General features: G+C 55.2%; 1 tRNA gene and 2 rRNA genes (1 of these 3 cut by a window edge). All 3 read left to right on the top strand.

Going from position 1 to position 2,500, the window contains the following annotated elements:
• Positions 1 to 1,849 (top strand): 23S ribosomal RNA (locus tag YU3_RS0116950) (it extends 1,009 nt beyond the left edge of the window).
• 215 nt (positions 1,850 to 2,064) lie between these two features.
• Positions 2,065 to 2,179 (top strand): 5S ribosomal RNA (gene rrf, locus YU3_RS0116945).
• 244 nt (positions 2,180 to 2,423) lie between these two features.
• Positions 2,424 to 2,500 (top strand) — tRNA-Met (locus YU3_RS0116940).

The following is a 2,500-nucleotide window of genomic DNA, read 5'->3' as shown; positions in this document are numbered from 1 at the left end:
AACTCCGAATACCTGGGAGTACTAGTCGGCAGACACACGGCGGGTGCTAACGTCCGTCGTGAAAAGGGAAACAACCCTGACCTACAGCTAAGGTCCCCAAGTTATGGCTAAGTGGGAAAGGATGTGAGGATCCCAAAACAACCAGGATGTTGGCTTAGAAGCAGCCATCATTTAAAGAAAGCGTAACAGCTCACTGGTCTAAATAAGGGTCTTTGCGCCGAAAATGTAACGGGGCTAAAGCCATACACCGAAGCTTAGGGTTCGTAGCAATACGAGCGGTAGCGGAGCGTTCTGTAAGCTGATGAAGCCGTACCCGTGAGGGGCGGTGGAGGTATCAGAAGTGCGAATGCTGACATGAGTAACGTAAGGGGAGTGAGAGACTCCCCCGCCGAAAGACCAAGGGTTCCTGCTTAAAGTTAATCTGAGCAGGGTTAGCCGGCCCCTAAGACGAGGCGGAAACGCGTAGTCGATGGGAACCACGTTAATATTCGTGGGCCTGGAGGTAGTGACGGATCACACAAGTTGTCCAATCTTATCGGATTGAACGGGCAGCGGAGTGGTTCCAGGAAATAGCTCCTCCTTATAGACCGTACCCGAAACCGACACTGGTGGTCAGGTAGAGTATACCAAGGCGCTTGAGAGAACTATGCTGAAGGAACTCGGCAAATTGCACGCGTAACTTCGGAAGAAGCGTGACCCTTTTCTGCGCAAGCAGAGGAGGGTGGCACAGACCAGGGGGTAGCGACTGTTTATCAAAAACACAGGGCTCTGCGAAGCCGCAAGGCGACGTATAGGGTCTGACGCCTGCCCGGTGCTGGAAGGTTAAGAGGAGGGGTGCAAGCTCTGAATCGAAGCCCCAGTAAACGGCGGCCGTAACTATAACGGTCCTAAGGTAGCGAAATTCCTTGTCGGGTAAGTTCCGACCTGCACGAATGGCGTAACGACTTCCCCGCTGTCTCCAGCATAGACTCAGTGAAATTGAATTCCCCGTGAAGATGCGGGGTTCCTGCGGTTAGACGGAAAGACCCCGTGCACCTTTACTATAGCTTTACATTGGCATTCGTAGTGGCATGTGTAGGATAGGTGGTAGGCTTTGAAACCTGGGCGCCAGCTCAGGTGGAGCCACCCTTGAAATACCACCCTTATTACTATGGATGTCTAACCGCGGCCCGTTATCCGGGTCCGGGACAATGTATGGTGGGTAGTTTGACTGGGGCGGTCGCCTCCTAAAGAGTAACGGAGGCGCGCGATGGTGGGCTCAGAACGGTCGGAAATCGTTCGCTGAGTGCAATGGCATAAGCCTGCCTGACTGCGAGACTGACAAGTCGAGCAGAGACGAAAGTCGGTCATAGTGATCCGGTGGTCCCGCGTGGAAGGGCCATCGCTCAACGGATAAAAGGTACGCCGGGGATAACAGGCTGATGACCCCCAAGAGTCCATATCGACGGGGTTGTTTGGCACCTCGATGTCGACTCATCGCATCCTGGGGCTGGAGCAGGTCCCAAGGGTATGGCTGTTCGCCATTTAAAGCGGTACGTGAGTTGGGTTCAGAACGTCGTGAGACAGTTCGGTCCCTATCTGCCGTGGGTGTAGGAATATTGAAAGGATCTGTCCCTAGTACGAGAGGACCGGGATGGACGGATCTCTGGTGGACCTGTTGTGGCGCCAGCCGCATTGCAGGGTAGCTATATCCGGACGGGATAACCGCTGAAGGCATCTAAGCGGGAAACCCACCTTGAAACGAGTATTCCCTGAGAACCGTGGAAGACGACCACGTTGATAGGCCGGGTGTGGAAGAGCGGCAACGCTTGAAGCTTACCGGTACTAATAGTTCGATAGGCTTGATCGTTCTCATTCCTAATATCCATCAAGGCGCAACCCACAGGGTTGTCGCCCAAACCAGCGCTCACGCATGAGCGGCCCTCACAGGGCCTATGCTCCGCGAGGGCGCCGGATGACCGGCGACGCGCAGTCGCGCTTGCGGGCTTTGCCCGAGGCCGTCTGCAGAACAACGTCGCCTTGGCACAAAAACAGCTTCTCGAATTTGAACGTGCGTTTTGCCGACCTGGTGGTTATGGCGGAGCGGCTGCACCCGATCCCATTCCGAACTCGGCCGTGAAACGCTCCAGCGCTGATGGTACTTCGTCTCAAGACGCGGGAGAGTAGGTCGCTGCCAGGTCTGCCAAACGCATGTTCAACTCACATCCGGATCAAAGAGGTCCGGATGGTGACAAATCTTCTCCTTACGATTGTTGTGATGCATGTCGTTGCCCCAAAACCGCTAGGCACTTTTGGGCGACATGCATAAGGCCCGCCAACGGGATCCTGGGCCGCGCAAGCGGCCCTTTCATTTGGCGGCCTCTTGATTTGGGTAAGTTCGAACTTACCTCTAAGGACGCAAGCAAACGCTTGCTCGTAGTTGACGCGGGGTGGAGCAGCCCGGTAGCTCGTCAGGCTCATAACCTGAAGGTCACAGGTTCAAATCCTGTCCCCGCAACCA

Source organism: Mesorhizobium sp. WSM3224, assembly GCF_000427725.1.
Taxonomy (GTDB): domain Bacteria; phylum Pseudomonadota; class Alphaproteobacteria; order Rhizobiales; family Rhizobiaceae; genus Mesorhizobium.
This window is presented reverse-complemented; position numbering and strand designations above follow the sequence as displayed.